At 38.5% G+C, this 18,007-nt stretch carries 14 protein-coding genes; 6 read left to right on the top strand and 8 right to left on the bottom strand.

Going from position 1 to position 18,007, the window contains the following annotated elements:
* Window positions 1-84: 84 nt before the first annotated feature.
* A complete protein-coding gene (locus A6J31_RS05060; RefSeq protein ID WP_048675528.1) occupies window positions 85-2,721 on the bottom strand; it encodes a calcium-translocating P-type ATPase, PMCA-type in 2,637 nt (878 codons plus the stop codon).
* Window positions 2,722-2,948: 227 nt separating this feature from the next.
* Window positions 2,949-4,667: an aminodeoxychorismate synthase component I gene (gene pabB, locus A6J31_RS05055; protein WP_080610585.1), complete on the bottom strand. Its 1,719-nt coding sequence runs from the start codon at window positions 4,665-4,667 to the stop codon at window positions 2,949-2,951.
* A 146-nt stretch (window positions 4,668-4,813) separates the two neighbouring features.
* Between pabB and A6J31_RS05050 the strand changes: the two genes are divergently transcribed.
* The 3 genes from A6J31_RS05050 to metF all read left to right on the top strand — a co-directional run bounded on the left by A6J31_RS05050 (window position 4,814) and on the right by metF (window position 8,725).
* On the top strand, window positions 4,814-5,164 hold the full coding sequence (locus A6J31_RS05050; protein ID WP_037600816.1) for a hypothetical protein: 351 nt from the start codon (window positions 4,814-4,816) through the stop codon (window positions 5,162-5,164).
* Between the two features lie 252 nt (window positions 5,165-5,416).
* Window positions 5,417-7,666, top strand: coding sequence for a 5-methyltetrahydropteroyltriglutamate--homocysteine S-methyltransferase (gene metE, locus A6J31_RS05045; protein WP_080610584.1), 2,250 nt, complete (start codon window positions 5,417-5,419; stop codon window positions 7,664-7,666).
* Between the two features lie 183 nt (window positions 7,667-7,849).
* Entirely contained in the window at window positions 7,850-8,725 is an 876-nt protein-coding gene (gene metF / locus A6J31_RS05040; RefSeq protein WP_080610583.1) for a methylenetetrahydrofolate reductase [NAD(P)H], read from the top strand.
* 138 nt (window positions 8,726-8,863) lie between these two features.
* Here metF and A6J31_RS05035 read toward each other — a convergent pair whose 3' ends face one another.
* The 4 genes from A6J31_RS05035 to A6J31_RS05020 all read right to left on the bottom strand — a co-directional run bounded on the left by A6J31_RS05035 (window position 8,864) and on the right by A6J31_RS05020 (window position 12,486).
* Window positions 8,864-10,582: a phospho-sugar mutase gene (locus tag A6J31_RS05035; protein ID WP_037600760.1), complete on the bottom strand. Its 1,719-nt coding sequence runs from the start codon at window positions 10,580-10,582 to the stop codon at window positions 8,864-8,866.
* Between the two features lie 81 nt (window positions 10,583-10,663).
* Entirely contained in the window at window positions 10,664-11,236 is a 573-nt protein-coding gene (locus tag A6J31_RS05030) for an ECF transporter S component (protein ID WP_022496698.1), read from the bottom strand.
* A gap of 28 nt (window positions 11,237-11,264) precedes the next feature.
* Window positions 11,265-11,810, bottom strand: a complete 546-nt coding sequence (gene coaC / locus A6J31_RS05025) for a phosphopantothenoylcysteine decarboxylase (RefSeq protein WP_013990462.1) — start codon at window positions 11,808-11,810, stop codon at window positions 11,265-11,267.
* A complete protein-coding gene (locus tag A6J31_RS05020) occupies window positions 11,803-12,486 on the bottom strand; it encodes a phosphopantothenate--cysteine ligase (RefSeq protein ID WP_013990463.1) in 684 nt (227 codons plus the stop codon). The genes coaC and A6J31_RS05020 overlap by 8 nt, the downstream gene beginning before the upstream one ends.
* Window positions 12,487-12,680: 194 nt before the next feature.
* Between A6J31_RS05020 and A6J31_RS05015 the strand changes: the two genes are divergently transcribed.
* From A6J31_RS05015 to A6J31_RS05005, 3 genes are all read left to right on the top strand, one after another.
* A complete protein-coding gene (locus tag A6J31_RS05015) occupies window positions 12,681-14,351 on the top strand; it encodes a formate--tetrahydrofolate ligase (RefSeq protein WP_013990464.1) in 1,671 nt (556 codons plus the stop codon).
* A gap of 198 nt (window positions 14,352-14,549) precedes the next feature.
* Window positions 14,550-15,224, top strand: a complete 675-nt coding sequence (locus A6J31_RS05010) for a response regulator transcription factor (RefSeq protein ID WP_002891134.1) — start codon at window positions 14,550-14,552, stop codon at window positions 15,222-15,224.
* The gene (locus A6J31_RS05005) at window positions 15,214-16,629 is read left to right on the top strand and encodes a sensor histidine kinase (protein ID WP_080610582.1); all 1,416 of its coding nucleotides are present in this window, start codon (window positions 15,214-15,216) and stop codon (window positions 16,627-16,629) included. The genes A6J31_RS05010 and A6J31_RS05005 overlap by 11 nt, the downstream gene beginning before the upstream one ends.
* Before the next feature lie 77 nt (window positions 16,630-16,706).
* Here the strand turns inward: A6J31_RS05005 and rpsT are convergent, their stop codons facing one another.
* Both rpsT and coaA read right to left on the bottom strand, forming a co-directional pair.
* Entirely contained in the window at window positions 16,707-16,943 is a 237-nt protein-coding gene (gene rpsT / locus A6J31_RS05000; RefSeq protein ID WP_004182129.1) for a 30S ribosomal protein S20, read from the bottom strand.
* A 69-nt stretch (window positions 16,944-17,012) separates the two neighbouring features.
* Window positions 17,013-17,933, bottom strand: coding sequence for a type I pantothenate kinase (gene coaA, locus A6J31_RS04995; protein ID WP_013990467.1), 921 nt, complete (start codon window positions 17,931-17,933; stop codon window positions 17,013-17,015).
* Between the last annotated feature and the right edge of the window lie 74 nt (window positions 17,934-18,007).

The following is an 18,007-nucleotide window of genomic DNA, read 5'->3' as shown; positions in this document are numbered from 1 at the left end:
ACCTTCGGAAATTATTAAAAAAGGTTTGGGAGTTATCCCAATCCTTTTTATCCTTTTAAGTTTTATAATACGTTAAACAGATAGTTATTTGTTTTTAGTTAGAGCTTTTCGAATTAAATCTGCAGGGATGATCAAAACCGCGATAAGAAGTGCAACGATATAGTGTTGAACGTCCATTGGAACGGTACTAAATACTTTACCACCGAATTGAATAATCAAGGTTTGAACGACAGCAATAGAAATCATTACAATTGAGAATTTCTTGTTTTCGCCGATATGTTCAAAAACATTGAATCCATTACTACGTGTATTAAGTGAGTTGAAAATGACAGCATAGATAAATACTGTAAAGGTGAATGTTGTTACCATTTCAAAGTTGCCAGTTCCATTTGTGATAAAGCCTTGGATACCACCAACATTTTTAAGAATAGCTAAACATACAAGAGTAATGAAGACGCTAGCTACACCAATAGCAGATTTCATATAGCCAGTAAGAATATTTGCCTTCTTAGCAACTGGCTTTTCATTCATGTAACGATCTAGGGTAGGCTCTTCACCAAAGGCAAGGGCAGCAAGTGTGTCCATGATAAGGTTAATCCAGAGAATTTGGATAATTGTAAATGGTTCTTTGAGGCCCAAAAGTGGTGAGAGAAGTGACATAGCAATTGTAGTCACGTTAACGGTTAATTGGAAGATAATGAATTTACTTACTGACTTACTCATAGTACGTCCATAGAGGACAGCTTTCTCAATAGAAGTCAATGAGTTATTCAAGATAACGATATCTGAGGCTTCACGTGCGACTTCAGTACCATCACCCATTGAGAATCCGACATCAGCTGATTTGAGGGCAGGTGAGTCATTGACCCCATCACCCGTCATACCAGCGACCATATCGAGGTCTTGAGCTGCCTCAATAAGACGTTTTTTATCCATTGGAAGGGCACGACTGACCACTTTTAAGTGAGGCAATTGTTGTTTAAGTTCTTGATCTGAAAGGGCAGAAAGTTCATCGTGAGTAAGAACAAGGTCATTTTGACCAGTAACGATACCGGCTTCTTTAGCGATAGCAACAGCGGTTTCTTTACGGTCACCAGTTACCATAACTACTTGAACACCTGCACGGTTCATTGTTTCAACAGTTTGTTTGATTGAAGAACGAACGTTATCACGGATACATACGATACCAATCAAGACTTTATCATTACCATCTGTATTGAGGATAGCAAGTAAACGCATTGAACGGTTAGCTTGTTCCAATGATAATTCTTGGAAACGAGCTTTAATATCATCTGTAAAGTTTTGTTTATTACCATCTTTATCAAGATAGTAGTAGCAGTCATTTAGGATGAATTCTGGAGCACCCTTGATGTAAGTTTTTCCGTCCTTAGTCGTTACACTTGCGAATTTTGTTGCTGAGTTGAATTGTTGCTTCTCAGTAATTGTATTTGTATCAAAATCAAGTTGAGAACGACCAATAAGGAAATCAAGAAGTGCACGGTCAGTGGCGTTACTACCAACAGCACTGCCATCAGCTACCATGGCGTCGTTATTAAGACCGATACCATTAATCATTTCAGCTTTAAGGCTATCTGACATAGTGTCAAAATCAGGAGCCTCAGTTTCACCAGTAGCTGCATAAAGTGTTCCATCAGCAAGGAAGAAGTCAACTACAGATAGTTTACCTTCAGTGATAGTACCAGTCTTATCACTGAAGAGTATATTCATGTATCCGGCTGTTTCAATGGTATCAGGATGGCGAACCAGGATATTTTGAGCTAAAAGTCGTCCTGAGTTCATTGAAGAAACGAGTGCCAACATCATCGGAAGACCTTCTGGAACGGCCATGATGATGATTGTAACCGCAAAGAGAATCGTTTCAATGATAAGAAGGAAGATTGAACCACCATTGAGGTTATTAGCCTTATTGAGGGCAATAAAGCCTAAAACAAGGTTGATTACTGAATATGCAGCACCTGCACTATAACCGAGGACACCGATGTTTCCAGCAAGCTTGTTGAGTTTTTCTTTGGATGGTGAATCTTTACTATCTTCTTGAAGAGAAGTATTGATGCTTCCTAGAACAGTATTATCACCAATTTGTGTAGCTTCCATAACGGCTTCACCTGAAGTAACAACTGTACCACGGAAGACTTTGAGCTCTGTAAAGAGGTCGGAAGAGTCTGGTTCTGCTTGATCACCAAGAGGAAGTTTCTTAGCATCTTCACTTTCACCATTAAGGACAGCTTGGTTTACTTTTAACTCACCTTCCAGTATGATACCGTCAACTGGAATCTTGTCCCCTGATTGAAGGAGAATTTGATCACCTTTTACAATATCATCAACGAGAATTTCTTTAAGTTTACCATCACGATAAACCTTAGCATTAGTTTTTGAAGCCTCTTCTTGAAGAGTGTTGAATTTTTGCTCATTTCGGTATTGTGAGACTGCTGAGAATCCTGTAGACATCAAAATGGCAAAAATTAGTGAAATAGCCTCATACCAATTGGCTTCACCAATAGCAGGGAAAATCATTCCAACAAAGTTGAAGATGATTTTTAATCCTAAGGCAGCCAAGAGGATAAGAATCCATTGATCTTGGAAGGCTTCGACAAAGATTGAGAGGAGCGAGTTAGCCTCTTTACTAGATAGCCTATTATCGCCATGGGCATTTTTACTTGCTTGAACTTCAGCAGAAGTCAAGCCTTTAAATTTTTTCATTTAAGGTTTGTATCCTTTCTAAATTATTACTGAATTTTAAGGCTAGTAAATTATAAGCCAAAAAGTTTATCATTACAGTCACGATAACTGAATAACTATCAGTAAGTATTATACTTTATTTTACTATTAAATTGTTGATTTTTTACCAATAGAATATTGAAGATTCTTTTGTCTTTAGCAAGAGTAGGGGAGAACAAAAAACTTGTATTTTTTCGTTAAATACAATTCTATCCTTCCACCTTCAATTCATACAACCCTCTCACCGCATTACATCCGTAGATGGCCTGAGCCTGTTTCAGGTCTTTTACAGTCAGGACTTTTTCTTTCAGCTTATTTTCAGCTATAAGACTTTGTCTGTAGATGCCATTTAAGAGGCCGAGGTGAACTGGTGGTGTGTAGAGTTGGTCTTCGATTTTAAGAACGATGTTACCGATAGAGGTTTCTAGGAGTTGTCCCTCGTGATTATAATAGATTTGTTCGTGAGGTTCGATACTAAGGTGAGGACGGTAACTTGTTTTAAAGAAGGTATAGGGGCTATCCAACGGATGTCTTTGCTCAACTAACCGTGCTTGGCAAAAGTCATCAGATAAGTTTGTTAATTGGCTATGTTCAAACTTCAGTTCACCATCTTTTTTAAGGGACAATTTAAGACGGTAGTCTGTGTCAAGATCTAGTGATTGGCACAGAGCTGTGGCTTGATTGTGAGCTTTTTCTGCATTGAAAGGATAGTCAAAGTATCGGCTACTCTCTTGTAAACGTTTTATATGCTCCTCCAGAAAGATAAGTTTTCCTTGATGAATACGACCGGTAGAAATGAGATCAAATTTTGGGTTCTGACGGTATAGAACAGCAGCTTTTTGCTTGGTTTCTTCGTATTCGGATTCCCAGTTACTGTCCCAGGTAATCCCCCCTCCGACACCATAGATAGCCTTGGTTTCTTCCATTTGTAGTGTCCGAATGGCTACGTTGAAAATACTAGGTCCCTGTGGCACCAAGATTCCAATAGCTCCACAATAAACACCTCGAGGCTGTTTTTCAACCTTCTTAATAATCTCCATGGTTGCTATTTTTGGGGCACCTGTAATCGATCCGCATGGAAAAAGGGCTTGGAAGACATCGCATAAACTTCTATTTGTCAGGAGTTGCGTTTCAATTGTCGAAGTCATTTGCCAAACTGTAGAGTATTGTTCAACTTGGCAAAGGCTCTTGACATCTTCACTTCCTATTTTAGAAATACGATTCATGTCATTTCTAAGAAGATCGACAATCATCATATTTTCAGAGCGATTTTTCTGGTCCTGAGCTAGCCATCTTGCTTGTGCAAGGTCAGTTTCAGTTGTTAAACCTCGATTGGTAGTACCTTTCATAGGACGAGTAGTCAACTTATCGCCATCTTTTTTAAAGAAGAGTTCTGGACTTATAGAAATGATAGAAACATCATCGTGCTGAATAAAGGCATTGTAATGGGCATTTTGCTCAACAACCAATCGGTTATAGATGGCAAAGGGATCAGCTGTCAGGTTCTGTTGAAGTTGAACAGTATAATTGACCTGATAAGTATCACCTTGTCGAATATGGTGGTGTATATGCTCAATAGCAGCCTTGTATTCCTCAGCAGAAGTTAGCTCTTGCCAAGATTTTGGTAAGGTAATAGGGTCATAAGTAAGTGGAATAGGCTCTGTTTGAACAGTTTCATGAACAGTGAAGTAGAGGAGATACTCAGACATTAATGGACCATCAATAACCTGAAATTTTGTCTCGAAGGCAGGGGCTGCTTCATAGGAAACATAACCTACTGCATAATAACCTTCATTTTGATAGGCTTCGAGTTCATCTAAAAGGGGTTTGACTTCCTTAATGTCCTTTGTTTTTAGTTCTTTAATGGCGTCTGTAAAGATTTGTCTGACACCAAGTTCTTTAAAATCAATAACAGTTTTCTTATGCATACATAGAGTATAACATAAGAAGTTTCCCTCTGGTTCTTTTTCATGTTTTAATTATCTTTCTCAAAATTTTAACCAAAAATGAACTTTTCAGATAGTTTTACATATGTTATAATGATAGGGACTAAAAGAAGATTTTAGAGGGAAATATGACTGAAAAAAATAACTTTGAGAAAGGCAACAGCAACCTTTCAAACAATAAAATGAAAAAAGGCACTTCTAAGAATTCATGGAAGCACCAGATGTACGAGCTAGAAATAGCTATTGCTAAAGAGTCAAGTAACAAAAAAAGAAATGAACTCATTAAACTTCATAATGGCTATATGAGTGAGTATGATAGCTTAAAGAAACAAATCATATGGTTAGCCGTTTTGGGAATTTGTTTCTTATTAGTATTGGCAATTTTTGGTTATTTTATTTGGAATAGTTACAATAGTGAGAATATGTCTTATACATCATCTTGGCTTCAAGAGAGGGTACTGAGCACTTATAGAGCTTAGTGTTCTGATCCTAGTAAATAATAGAGTCTCTAGACAAAAGTCTAGGGATTTTTTGATATAAAAAGGGATTTAGTAAGTCAATATATAGTTATTAACTATAACGATATCTAAGCAAAAGGAGATAACAGAAGTCGGTAACCCTTTATTTTATAGGGTATAGTCTAAAACTATATATAGAGAAAACTAATAGCAATTATACAGCTACCCATTTCTTTGGTAAGATAAGTTCAACAACAAAGAGGAGGACACAAGATGTCAACTACTATCATTGGTTTCCCACGTTTGGGTGAATTCCGCGAATTAAAATTTACAACAGAAAAATACTTTAGAAATGAAATTACTGCAGATGAACTTTTAGCAGCAGCCAAAGACTTGCGTGCAAAACACTGGAATATTGTTAAAGAGAAGGGAATCACTGAAATTCCTTCAAATGATTTTTCACATTACGATAACTTCCTTGATGCAGCTTTCCTTTTCAACGTCGTACCTGAATCTGTTCAAAACTTGGATTTGACAGATCTTGAACGTTACTTTGCTTTGGCGCGTGGTTACCAAGGTGAAAAAGGGGATGTTCGTGCCCTTCCTATGAAAAAATGGTTTAATACTAACTACCACTACATCGTTCCTAAATTTGAAAAAACAACAGAAGTTAAACTTGCTGGTCACAAGATTTTTGATGAGTACCAAGAAGCAAAAGAATTGGGTCTTAATACACGTCCAGTTGTGGTTGGACCATTCACTTTCCTTCAATTGTCTGACTTTGAAGATGGTGTAAAAGCTGAAGACTTCGTAGATAGCTTTGTTTCTGCATACCAAGATGTTTTTGCAAAATTGGCAGAGCTTGGTGCTACTCGTATTCAACTCGATGAGCCAGCTCTTGTTAAAGATTTGACATCTGAAGAAAAAGCTCTCTTCTTGAACCTCTACAACAAGCTCTTGGCTGATAAGAAAGGCCTTGAAGTTTTGATTCAAACTTACTTTGGTGATGTTCGTGATGTCTACAATGACCTTGTGAACTTGCCAGTTGATGGTATTGGTCTTGACTTTGTTGAAGGTAAGAAAACATTTGAATTGGTTAAAGGTGGTTTCCCAGCTGATAAGACTCTCTATGCCGGTATCGTCAATGGTAAAAACATCTGGCGTAACAACTACGAGAAGAGTCTTGCAATTCTTGAACAAGTGCCAGCTGAAAATGTTGTTTTGACAACATCTTGCTCACTTCTTCATGTGCCATTTACAACTGCTAATGAAGAATTTGAACCAGCTATTTTGAACCACTTTGCTTTTGCAGTTGAAAAATTGGACGAATTGCGTGATTTGGATGCTATCCGCAATGGTCAAGGTGAAGAAGCCCTTGCTGCTAACAAAGAACTCTTTGCGACTGAGCGTGTTGGTGAAAATGCTGAACTTCGTGCTCGTATTGCAGGGTTGACTGAAGCTGATTATACTCGTTTGCCAGCATTTGCAGAACGTGAAGCGATTCAAAAAGATGCTTTCAAACTTCCATTGCTTCCAACAACAACTATCGGTTCATTCCCTCAAACTAAGGAAGTTCGTGCGAAACGTTTGGCTTTCCGTAAGAATGAATTGTCACAAGAAGAATACGATGCTTTCCTTGCTGAAATCACTGATGAATGGATTAAATGGCAAGAAGAAGTTGGATTTGATGTGCTTGTACACGGTGAATTCGAACGTAACGACATGGTTGAATACTTTGGTCAAAACTTGTCAGGTTACCTCTTCTCTAAAAATGGTTGGGTTCAATCATACGGTATGCGTGGGGTTAAACCACCAATCATCTGGGGTGATGTGACTCGTCTTAACCCAATCACTGTGAAATGGTCTAGCTACGCACAAAGCCGTACAGACAAACCTGTTAAAGGTATGTTGACTGGACCTGTTACTATCCTTAACTGGTCATTCCCACGTGAAGATATCTCTATCAAGGATTCAACTCTTCAAATTGCTCTTGCAATCAAAGATGAAGTTCTTGACCTTGAAGCTGCAGGCGTGAAAATTATCCAAATTGACGAAGCTGCTCTTCGCGAAAAATTGCCGCTCCGTCGTAGTGACTGGTATGAAGACTACCTCGACTGGGCAATTCCAGCTTTCCGTTTGGTACACTCAACTGTAGCACCAGATACACAAATCCACACTCACATGTGTTACTCAGAATTTACAGATATCATCCCAGCCATCGACAACTTGGATGCTGACGTTATCTCATTTGAAGCTAGTCGTTCAAATCTTGAAATCTTGGATGAACTTAAAGCACAAAACTTTCAAACAGAAGTTGGACCTGGGGTTTACGATATCCACTCACCACGTGTCCCACAAGACGGTGAAATTGACCACACTATCGAAGCAATCTTGGCTAAAGTACCAAGTGGTAAAGTCTGGATTAACCCTGACTGTGGTTTGAAGACTCGCGGAATCAAAGAAACTAAAGAAAGCTTGATCAAGCTTGTGGAAGCTGCAAAAGCAGCTCGCGAAAACTTGTAAGCAGAAGTTATCATACGTTGAAGACCTTCTTCCTTAAGTGTAGAAGGTTTTCAATAGCTAATAATATTCTAAAGATTTTTGCAAGCAGGCTATGATTAACAAGTGTACTCTACTTATGAAGTCAGTAGGCACTTAAAACTGCTTTTGTCTTAACAAAAATCTAAAAAGAAGAAGGTATAAAATATGACAAGCCAAACTCCATCACTCTCTTTTGAAGTATTTCCACCCAACCCAGCAGTGGGTAATGAAAAAATTCTACGTGCCCTCGAGGATATGCAAGGATTGGCCCCACACTTTATCAGTGTGACAGCTAGTAATAACAAATATAATATCAAAGAGACGACGGTTCCTTTGGCAGATCATATTCAAAATGACCTAGCTATCCCAACGATTGCTCACCTTCCAGCTATCTATTTGAGTAAAGAAAAGGTTGCTGATACCTTACGTGACTTGGATGCTGTTGGTGTACACCGTATCTTAGCCCTACGTGGCGATATTATACCAGGGGTAGAACCTCTTAAAGATTTTAGATATGCCACTGATTTGATTGAGTTTATCAAGGACCAAGCTCCTCAATTTGATATCATCGGTGCCTGCTATCCTGAAGGGCATCCCGATTCAGCAAATCAAATCTCTGATATCCAAAACCTCAAGAAAAAGGTTGATGCAGGTTGTTCTAGCCTTGTAACCCAACTCTTCTTTGACAATGAACGTTTCTATGATTTTCAAGATAAATGTACCTTGGCAGGTATTGACGTACCAATTCATGCTGGGATTATGCCTATCTTGAATCGTAACCAAGCTCTACGTTTGCTTAAGACTTGTGAAAATATCCATTTGCCACGTAAGTTCCGTGCCATTTTGGATAAGTATGAACATGATCCTGAGTCACTTAGAGCGGCAGGTCTTGCCTATGCTATTGACCAGATTGTCGACCTTGTTACGCAAGATGTTGCAGGCGTTCACCTCTATACCATGAATAATGCAGAAACTGCTCGTCAGATTCATGAAGCTACTCATTCCTTGTTTAAGCATCATTCACAAGTTGGTGCTCTATAATTGAATCATAAAAATACCACCTATAGATCAATCTATAGGTGGTTTCGTGGTTTTAGTATGAAAAAGGTGACTTGCTTACCTAATCCTAGTATTGTCATGTATAAAAAAGACTTAGAGCTTAGCTCTAAGTCTTAAGTATTATTCGCCTACGAAAGCATTGATTTCTGCTTCGATGTTAGCAATTTTTTCTTTAGCATCTGCTTCAGATTCACCAACTGTAGCAATGTAGAATTTGATTTTTGGTTCTGTACCTGAAGGACGAACGGCAAACCATGAATCATCAGCCAAGATGTATTTAAGTACGTTACTTGGAGGAGTTGTTAATTTTTCAACGCCGTCAGCAGTAGTAGCTGTTTGTTCCAAGAAGTCTTCTGTCTTAGCAATGTCTGTGTTATTGAATTGTTTAGGAGCATTTCCACGGAATTTATCCATGATTTTCTTAATTTCAGCAGCTCCGTCAACACCTGAAAGGGTAACAGAGATTGTTTTTTCTGCGAAGTAGCCGTATTGTTTGTAGATTTCTTCGATACCATCTGCCAAAGTCATACCACGTGAACGGTAGTAAGCAGCAATTTCAGCTACGATAAGAACGGCTTGGATAGCATCTTTGTCACGTACGAATGGTTTGATTAGATAACCGAAGCTTTCTTCGAAACCAAGCATGTAAGTGTGGTTGTGTTGTGTTTCAAATTCATGAATTTTTTCACCGATAAATTTGAAACCAGTCAAGACGTTAAACATAGTTGCGCCGTAGCTTTCTGCAATCTTAGTTACCAACTCAGTTGATACGATTGATTTACAGAGGGCAGCATTTGCAGGAAGTGTACCGGCTGTTTTGTGAGCTTCAAGAATGTATTTAGCAATGATAGCTCCGATTTGGTTACCAGAAAGGTTGAGGTAAGAACCATCTGGTTGGCGGATTTCAACACCAAGGCGGTCAGCATCTGGGTCAGTTGCAACCAATACATCAGCGTCTACTTTGCGACCAAGTTCTTCAGCAAGAGCAAAGGCAGCTTGGTTTTCAGGGTTTGGAGATTTAACAGTTGAGAAGTCAGCATCTGGAACAGCTTGAGCTTCAACAACTTGAACAGCTTCAAATCCAGCTTGCGCAAGAGCACGACGTGCCAACATTTCACCAGTACCATGAAGTGGAGTGTAGACAATCTTCATGTCACGACCGTATTCATTGATTAAGTCTTGGTTGATGTTAACGCCTTTAACTTCTTTCAAGTATTCAGCGTCGACGTTTTCACCGATAACTTCAATCAAGCCGCTAGCTTTGCTTTCTTCAAGGTCAGCCAATTGCACAGTGAAAGGATTTTCGATAGCGCGGATGTAATCTGTCAAAGCATCGGCATCTGCAGGTGGCATTTGTCCACCGTCTTCACCATAAACCTTGTATCCATTAAACGGAGCAGGGTTGTGGCTAGCTGTTACCATGATACCAGCAAATGTGTGGAGATGACGAACAGCAAATGACAATTCAGGTGTTGGACGTAGGCTTTCAAATACATAAGATTTGATACCATGAGCAGCCAAAACTTGAGCAGATTCAAAAGCAAACTCAGGAGAGAAGTGACGGCTATCGTAAGCAATAGCAACACCACGTTTTTTAGCTTCTTCCCCTTTTGAGTCAATCAATTGGGCCAAACCTTCAGTTGCTTGGCGAACAACGTAAATGTTAATGCGGTTAGTACCAGCACCAATCAATCCACGCATACCAGCTGTACCGAATTCAAGGTTGGTATAGAAGGCATCTTCTTTCGTTTTTTCATCCATTGCGACCAACTCATCACGAAGGTAAGCAGGCAATTCAGCGAAGTCGAGCCATTTTTGATAATTTTCAGTGTAAGACATAGCAATCTCCTTTATATTTTTAAACGCTTACATTATACCATAATTAAAGAAAAAAAACATGGTAATTACCATGTTTTTTCTTTATTTTTTCAATCGCAGTAACACTGGTGTGATACTTAGAGTTAACAGACCGGCGATAATCATTTCAGCAATCGAATTTGTTGTGAAAATGGTTGCCATCAGTGTTTTGCCACCTGCTGTGTAGAAGTTAGGGATTAGGAAATAGATGCCGAGAAGTACGAAAAATGTATTTGTGAAAGCACCTAAAACCCCAGATAGCATCAGACCTAGACGGTTTTGAAGTAATTTGTAGACAAAGTAAGGGAAAATACCGATCAGGATACGAGGAACGATGGCAATGACTGCAGATGCCCAAGTTCCCCCTTCAACAAAAGGACTAAAGAGATAGCTACTAACCGTATAGATAACAGTGTTTCGAATAATACTCATAATTCCCATGAAGCCACCCAAATAAGCTCCAATTTTAGGACCGTAGACGATGCTAGCGATAATAACTGGGATATGGGTTAGGGTTGGTTTGATTGGAAGTACAAAAGCAGCAAAGATGGTTTGACTGAGTACTTCGATTACAACCATTGTAGCTATCAAGAGGGATAACTGAGCCGTTTGGTTTGCTTTATTTTTCTTATTCATCATAAACTCCTTTTTATTCTATGCAAGGCTATTTTGTTAAAGCATTGTCAATGGATTCAATAATGTCATCAATATCAGCTAAGGCACCACGTCCTGTATCTCCACAAGCCAGTAAACCTGATTTTGGAAGAATTTCTTGGTAGCCAAGGTCATGCAAAGTATTTAGATTCTTCTTAGTCAGTGGATTTTCATACATTTTCGTATTCATTGCAGGGGCAATTAGTTTTGGGGTGGTGCTAGGTAAAGCTAAAGCAGTAGCAGTAAGCATATTATCGGCTAGACCATATGCTAATTTGGCAATGGTATTTGCTGAAGCTGGAGCTACAACAAAGAGGTCAGCTTCTTTACCTAAGTCAATATGATTAATACGTTCAGCCAATTTTTCTTCCATGACATCAGTGTGAACAGGATTCTTCGAAAGGACTTGAAGTGTCAGAGGGGTGATAAAGTCTTGAGCAGCTTCAGTCATAATGACGTGAACGTCATAACCTTTTTTCTTTAACCTACTTGTTAGATCAGCTGCTTTATAGGCAGATATTGATCCTGAAACAGCAAGGATGATACGTTTAGTCATGGCATATCCTTTCAAATAAGGCTCGAGCAATCGCAGATTTAGTCGTAACTTTCTCCTCGTTTTTTTCATCAACGAGATAGGCAATATGTTGATCTTGAGTGATATCACTCAAGTCGTTGGCAACAATAATATCAGCTTTATTGCGTTTTAGACTTGCACGAGCAACCTCAAAAAGCTCTTCTTTTCTTACATTAACCAAAAGTTTGAAGCCAATCAATTGAATATCAGGATTCCATTGTTTGACGAGGCTAATGACCTTCGGTGTTTTTTTAAGAAAAAGAACCTGATAATCAGAAGCCGATGATATCTTGCTTTCAGTGTTAGATTTATGCAAGAATTGAGCGAGATCTTCGGTGTCCTCCAGTTCAGCAAAATCCGTCATATAAATAGGAGTATAATCAGAGACTGCCATACTATGTATAAGAACATCGTGCTCTTTGACGAGTGGCTCCATCTTTTTGAGAAGACTTTCTACGTTCGTAATTTCTGTAATCTTTAGATTTTCTTTCGGTTCTGGTTTAACCGCTGTCTTGGTCGTTACTAAGGTTACTTGGTGACTCTTAGCCAAGAAAAGTTCAGCGATTTCCTTTCCTAGATAACCTGTTGAATGGTTTGTGATTCCACGTACAGCATCAATCTTTTCAGTGGTACCACCCGATGTAATCAAAATTTTCATAGTAGTATTGTACTAAAAATTGGGTCTTTAGTAAATAAAAAGTAAGTATTTTTGAGGTGTACCCCTATAAATTAAAGTTATAACGATTTATAACAAAACAAAAACCGAACATTGAAAAGTAATTAACCAAAAATAATGCGTTTTTTATCAAACTCTGATATAATAGACTTTAGAAAAATATAGAGGAGTGTCTCATGAAAACAGATATCGAAATTGCTCAAAGTGTAGAATTAAAACCAATCACAGAAGTAGTTGAAAAAGTTGGAATCGGCTTTGACGATTTGGAACTCTACGGAAAATATAAGGCAAAATTGTCATTTGATAAAATCAATGCAGTCAAAGACAATAAGCCAGGAAAATTGATTTTGGTAACAGCCATCAACCCAACACCAGCAGGTGAAGGTAAATCAACCATGTCAATCGGCCTTGCAGACGCTCTTAACAAAATTGGTAAGAAAACAATGATTGCCCTTCGTGAACCATCACTTGGTCCGGTTATGGGAATCAAAGGTGGTGCTGCAGGTGGTGGCTACGCTCAAGTGCTCCCGATGGAAGATATCAACCTCCACTTCACAGGGGATATGCACGCTATTACTACAGCAAATAATGCTTTGTCAGCCCTTCTTGACAACCATATTCATCAAGGAAATGCTCTCGGCATTGACCAACGTCGTATCATTTGGAAACGTGTGGTTGACCTTAATGACCGTGCGCTTCGTCATGTAAACGTTGGTCTTGGCGGACCACTTAATGGTATTCCACGTGAAGATGGTTTTGATATTACTGTTGCGTCTGAAATCATGGCGATTCTTTGCTTAGCTACTGATATTAAAGACCTTAAAGAACGTTTGGCTAACATTGTAGTTGCTTACCGTTATGACCGTACACCTGTTTATGTGCGTGATCTTGAAATCGAAGGTGCGCTTACACTTATTCTTAAAGATGCCATCAAACCTAACTTGGTACAAACAATTTATGGGACACCAGCTTTGGTACACGGTGGACCATTTGCCAACATTGCTCATGGATGTAACTCAGTTCTAGCTACATCTACAGCGCTACGTTTGGCAGATTATACAATTACGGAAGCAGGTTTCGGTGCTGACCTTGGTGCTGAAAAATTCCTTGATATCAAGACTCCAAACCTCCCAACAACTCCTGATGCTGTTGTTATTGTTGCGACACTTCGTGCCCTTAAAATGCACGGTGGGGTAGCCAAAACGGACCTCTCTGAAGAAAATGTTCAAGCTGTTCGTGATGGCTTCGCTAACTTGAAACGTCATGTGGAAAATGTTCGTAAATTCGGTCTTCCTGCAGTCGTTGCTATTAACGAGTTTGTTGCTGATACAGAAGCTGAAATTGCAGCCCTTAAAGAACTTTGTGCAGAAATCGATGTTCCTGTTGAATTGGCTAGCGTTTGGGCTAATGGTGCTGATGGTGGTATTGACCTTGCCAACGCGGTAGTTGATGCTGTTGAAAATGGGAATGCTGACTATAAACGTCTTTATTCTGATGATGATAGCTTGGAAGAAAAAATCACTAAGATTGTTACTGAAATATATGGTGGTAAATCAGTTGTCTTCGAGAAAAAAGCTAAGAACCAACTTAAACAATTTGCCGAATTTGGTTGGGATAAATTGCCAGTATGTATGGCTAAAACACAATATAGTTTCTCAGATAACCAATTCTTGCTTGGAGCACCAGAAGGTTTTGATATCACTATTCGTGAGTTTGTTCCTAAAACAGGTGCTGGATTTATCGTGGCTCTTACAGGTGATGTTATGACCATGCCAGGTCTTCCAAAAGCTCCAGCAGCCCTTAAAATGGACGTTTCTGAAGACGGAACAGCTGTTGGTTTGTTCTAAGAAGAAATATCGATATAAAACAGTACCTATTGGTGCTGTTTTTTCGTTTCAGTTATGAAAAACTTAAGGAAAGTATAGTAGACTGAATCTAAATAAAAGAAGATCAAAGCACTAGATGATTATGTGTATTTTAGATATAATGATAAAACTTAGTCAAAGTGTTCTTTGTATCTTTGACACCTAACAAGGGGGATAACTATGATTAAAATACTACTAGTAGAAGATGATTTGAGTTTGTCCAACTCAGTTTTTGATTTTTTAGATGACTTTGCTGATGTGATGCAAGTCTTTGATGGAGATGAAGGCCTCTACGAAGCTGAAAGTGGCGTCTATGATTTGATTCTTTTAGACCTTATGTTGCCTGAAAAAGATGGTTTCACTGTTCTTAGAGAATTACGTGAAAAAGGTGTAACAACTCCTGTACTTATCATGACGGCTAAGGAAAGTCTAGACGATAAGGGGCACGGCTTTGAACTGGGTGCAGATGACTATCTAACCAAACCTTTCTATTTAGAAGAGTTGAAGATGCGTATTCAAGCACTTTTGAAACGCTCTGGTAAATTTGACCAAAACACACTTTCTTTTGGTGATGTTCGTGTCAATCTTGCTACAAATTCAACCTTTGTGGGGGATAAAGAAGTAGAACTTCTTGGTAAAGAGTTTGATTTATTAGTTTACTTCTTACAAAATCAAAACGTGATTTTGCCTAAGTCACAAATTTTTGACCGTCTTTGGGGATTTGATAGTGATACCACGGTATCAGTTGTCGAGGTTTATGTTTCTAAAATTCGTAAGAAACTTAAAGGAACGGACTTTGCTGCCAACCTCCAAACCTTGAGAAGTGTGGGGTATATTTTGAAGAATGCTGACTAAATTTTTCAATTATCTCTTTAGGAGAATCAAGTCAGACGGATTTAAGTCCTTCATTCATTTCTTTGCCACTTTTTCTGGTATTTTCCTTATCATGACTGTCATGATTTTACAGATTCTGAGTTACGGCGTTTATTCCAATGTGGACTCTAGTCTGAAAATGGCAGCCACTAAGACCAATTCTTATTTAGAAATGGAAATGCTAAAACGGGAACTTTTTCTGACTTCTGAGGTGGATCAAAATAATACGACAACCATTTACCAAGCCTATGATACTAAAGAGTCGACAGCTGAAACACCTGACTCGAGTGGCTCTAAAAAAGAACCTAAGAAGAAATCAAAAATTGAAGATGCCCCTCACGATTTATCTGTTGCGGCAAACACCAGTGTCTTAGTGCTTGATAAGAATGGAAAAGTCCTCAATGTCGTTGATAAATTTTCAAGCTTATCCAATTTACCAATAGATAAAAATAACATTGATGTTATCAGCAAGGGAAGTGCTCAGAATTATTTCGATCAAACGGAAAAGTATCGTCTGATCACTGAGAAAGTAGACAATAGTCTCTATCCTGATGCTAAGTACCTTGTTATTGCGATTAATACAACTCAATTGGAAGAAGCAACTGAACGTTATGTCAAGCTAATTGTCATCATGATGAGTTTCTTCTGGCTCTTGTCAGTTGCAGCTAGTATGTATTTGGCCAAGTGGTCAAGACGTCCTATCCAGGAAAGCTTGGAGAAGCAGAAAGCATTTGTTGAAAATGCTAGTCATGAGTTACGGACACCGCTTGCTGTGATTCAAAACAGGTTAGAAGTTCTTTTCCGCAAGCCTGAGAGCACCATTCTAGATAATTCAGAGAATATTGCATCAAGTCTTGATGAAGTACGTAATATGCGTCTGTTGACGACTAATCTCTTGAACTTGGCTCGTCGTGACGATGGTATTAAACCAGAAATCGAAACCTTAGAACCTGCTTTCTTTGATACAGTATTTACCAACTATGCCATGATTGCAGAAGAAAATGAGAAAGGTTTCACGGCTCAAAACCAAGTTGGTCGTCCAATCCAGACTGATAAAACGTTATTGAAACAGTTAATGACCATCTTATTTGATAATGCTATTAAATATACGGAAGATGACGGACATGTTACCTTTACTGTTCGCACTAATGACCGCCATCTTTATATTTCTGTAGCTGATAATGGTCCTGGGATATCAGATAGTGATAAGAAAAAAATCTTTGATCGATTTTATCGCGTAGATAAGGCTAGAACCAGACAAAAAGGTGGGTTTGGACTTGGCTTATCCCTAGCGCAACAAATTGTTTTAGCTCTTAAAGGAACAATTGTTGTTAAAGATAATCAACCAAAGGGAACGATTTTTGAAGTTAAGATTACCGGAGTTTAATCAATAAAGAAAACCTGCTAGGCGATAAGCTAGCAGGTTTTTTAGGTAATAAAAAAACTCCTAAATGGAGCTTTCAATTAGTTAGCCAATTTAGCTGCAAGACGTGATTTATCGCGGCTTGCTTTGTTTTTATGAATCAAACCTTTAGAAGCGGCTTTATCGATGCTAGCTGATGCAGCACGGTAAGCTTCTTCAGTTGGGTTAGCGTTGAATGCTTTAATAGCAGTACGCAAAGCTGATTTTTGAGCTGAGTTTTTTTCGTTTTGTTTAACGTTAAGTTCAGCGCGTTTGATAGCTGATTTAATATTTGCCAATGTTTTCACCTCCAAAATTTATCTAACTATGTCATTATACGTTATTTTAGGCCCCTTGGCAAGCTTTTTCTATTTTTTTAAGTGGATGAAGTCGATTTTATGATTGTCTCCCTTGTGAAGAATCAGTTCAGCTCGACTTCGTGTAGGTTCGATATAATTTTCCAGGTTAACTAAATTGATATCACGCCAGGTTTTTTGTGCTAAAGATAAAGCTTCATCCTTACTAAATTTAGTGAAACGATGGTAGTAGTTGTTTTCATCTTTTTTGGCGAGCTCAAGAAGGGTTTGAAAACGTTCGAGATACCAGGATTCGATATTATTAACTTCAGCGTCAATGTAGAGAGAAAAATCAAAATAGTCACTCATGTAAAGTCGTTGGTTAATAGGGTTCTGGAAAACATTAATCCCTTCGACAATTAGAAAATTGGGCTGTCTGATTTCTTGGGTAAGTCCTGGTACAATATCATAAATTTCATGAGAGTAAACAGGAATATTGACATCACCACCATTTTTTATAGTATCTAAAAAGTTGAGAAGAAGTGGCATATCGTAGGACTCAGGGAAGCCCTTACGATTAAGGATGCCTTTTTCTTTCAAGGTTTGGTTAGGATAGAGAAAGCCATCAGTTGTCACAAGTTCAACATTAGATTGGGGAAAGGTACGCTGCAACAAGAGTTGAAGCAAACGACTGGTAGTGGATTTGCCAACAGCAACTGAACCAGATACCCCAATAATAAATGGACGGTTAGTCTGTGATTTTTGTAAAAAGATACTCTTAGAAAAGGTTAGATCGTTGGCAGTTTTCTGATAGATACGAATGAGATTGATAAGGGGAAGATAAATGTCACTAACTTCTTGCACATCAATCTTATCATTAAGGCTTCGAATGGAATCCAGTTCTTCTGCAGTCAATGGGGCATTGTCCTCTTTATGAAGGCGTTGCCATTCCTTGCGTGATATCGTTTCGAAATTGATAAATTCATTTAGCATAAATAACATTATAGCAGAAAAAAAGGTCGAATGTAAGCCTTGTCATTTCACTAGCCTTACTTTAGTATTTATGA

This window comes from Streptococcus sp. FDAARGOS_192, from assembly GCF_002073815.2.
In the GTDB taxonomy this organism is placed as follows: domain Bacteria; phylum Bacillota; class Bacilli; order Lactobacillales; family Streptococcaceae; genus Streptococcus; species Streptococcus salivarius_H.
Note: the sequence above shows the minus strand (reverse complement) of the source record. Positions and strands in the feature narration are given on the sequence as shown.

Coding starts and splice junctions, on each gene's coding strand:
- A6J31_RS05060 (WP_048675528.1), bottom strand. CDS start 2,721: ATGAAAAAATTTAAAGGCTTGACTTCTGCTGAAGTTCAAGCAAGTAAA.
- pabB (WP_080610585.1), bottom strand. CDS start 4,667: ATGCATAAGAAAACTGTTATTGATTTTAAAGAACTTGGTGTCAGACAA.
- A6J31_RS05050 (WP_037600816.1), top strand. CDS start 4,814: ATGACTGAAAAAAATAACTTTGAGAAAGGCAACAGCAACCTTTCAAAC.
- metE (WP_080610584.1), top strand. CDS start 5,417: ATGTCAACTACTATCATTGGTTTCCCACGTTTGGGTGAATTCCGCGAA.
- metF (WP_080610583.1), top strand. CDS start 7,850: ATGACAAGCCAAACTCCATCACTCTCTTTTGAAGTATTTCCACCCAAC.
- A6J31_RS05035 (WP_037600760.1), bottom strand. CDS start 10,582: ATGTCTTACACTGAAAATTATCAAAAATGGCTCGACTTCGCTGAATTG.
- A6J31_RS05030 (WP_022496698.1), bottom strand. CDS start 11,236: ATGAATAAGAAAAATAAAGCAAACCAAACGGCTCAGTTATCCCTCTTG.
- coaC (WP_013990462.1), bottom strand. CDS start 11,810: ATGACTAAACGTATCATCCTTGCTGTTTCAGGATCAATATCTGCCTAT.
- A6J31_RS05020 (WP_013990463.1), bottom strand. CDS start 12,486: ATGAAAATTTTGATTACATCGGGTGGTACCACTGAAAAGATTGATGCT.
- A6J31_RS05015 (WP_013990464.1), top strand. CDS start 12,681: ATGAAAACAGATATCGAAATTGCTCAAAGTGTAGAATTAAAACCAATC.
- A6J31_RS05010 (WP_002891134.1), top strand. CDS start 14,550: ATGATTAAAATACTACTAGTAGAAGATGATTTGAGTTTGTCCAACTCA.
- A6J31_RS05005 (WP_080610582.1), top strand. CDS start 15,214: ATGCTGACTAAATTTTTCAATTATCTCTTTAGGAGAATCAAGTCAGAC.
- coaA (WP_013990467.1), bottom strand. CDS start 17,933: ATGCTAAATGAATTTATCAATTTCGAAACGATATCACGCAAGGAATGG.